This is a genomic window from Kitasatospora sp. MBT63 (assembly GCF_000710465.2).
In the GTDB taxonomy this organism is placed as follows: Bacteria; Actinomycetota; Actinomycetes; order Streptomycetales; family Streptomycetaceae; genus Kitasatospora.
This window is the reverse complement of record NZ_JAIZ01000222.1, coordinates 1-1,030: the sequence shown is the minus strand read 5'-3', so window position 1 is coordinate 1,030 and position 1,030 is coordinate 1. Positions and strand designations below refer to the sequence as shown.

1 rRNA gene is annotated in these 1,030 nt (G+C 55.5%); it reads right to left on the bottom strand.

Annotated features, from left to right (window positions below):
- Nucleotides 1–2: 2 nt before the first annotated feature.
- A 23S ribosomal RNA gene (locus tag AA75_RS14925) occupies nt 3–1,030 on the bottom strand; the annotation flags it as partial.

The following is a 1,030-nucleotide window of genomic DNA, read 5'->3' as shown; positions in this document are numbered from 1 at the left end:
CTGAGGACAAGCCCTCGGCCTATTAGTACCGGTCAACTCCACCCCTCACGAGGCTTCCATATCCGGCCTATCAACCCAGTCGTCTACTGGGAGCCTTACCCTCTCAAGGAGGTGGGAATACTCATCTCGAAGCAGGCTTCCCGCTTAGATGCTTTCAGCGGTTATCCCTCCCGAACGTAGCCAACCAGCCATGCCCTTGGCAGGACAACTGGCACACCAGAGGTTCGTCCGTCCCGGTCCTCTCGTACTAGGGACAGCCCTTCTCAATATTCCTACGCGCACAGCGGATAGGGACCGAACTGTCTCACGACGTTCTAAACCCAGCTCGCGTACCGCTTTAATGGGCGAACAGCCCAACCCTTGGGACCTACTCCAGCCCCAGGATGCGACGAGCCGACATCGAGGTGCCAAACCATCCCGTCGATATGGACTCTTGGGGAAGATCAGCCTGTTATCCCCGGGGTACCTTTTATCCGTTGAGCGACGGCGCTTCCACAAGCCACCGCCGGATCACTAGTCCCGACTTTCGTCCCTGCTCGACCCGTCAGTCTCACAGTCAAGCTCCCTTGTGCACTTACACTCAACACCTGATTGCCAACCAGGCTGAGGGAACCTTTGGGCGCCTCCGTTACTCTTTAGGAGGCAACCGCCCCAGTTAAACTACCCACCAGACACTGTCCCTGATCCGGATCACGGACCCAGGTTAGACATCCAGCACGACCAGAGTGGTATTTCAACGACGACTCCACAACAACTGGCGTTGCTGCTTCAAAGTCTCCCACCTATCCTACACAAGCCGAACCGAACACCAATATCAAGCTATAGTAAAGGTCCCGGGGTCTTTCCGTCCTGCTGCGCGAAACGAGCATCTTTACTCGTAATGCAATTTCACCGGGCCTATGGTTGAGACAGTCGAGAAGTCGTTACGCCATTCGTGCAGGTCGGAACTTACCCGACAAGGAATTTCGCTACCTTAGGATGGTTATAGTTACCACCGCCGTTTACTGGCGCTTAAGTTCTCAGCTTCGCC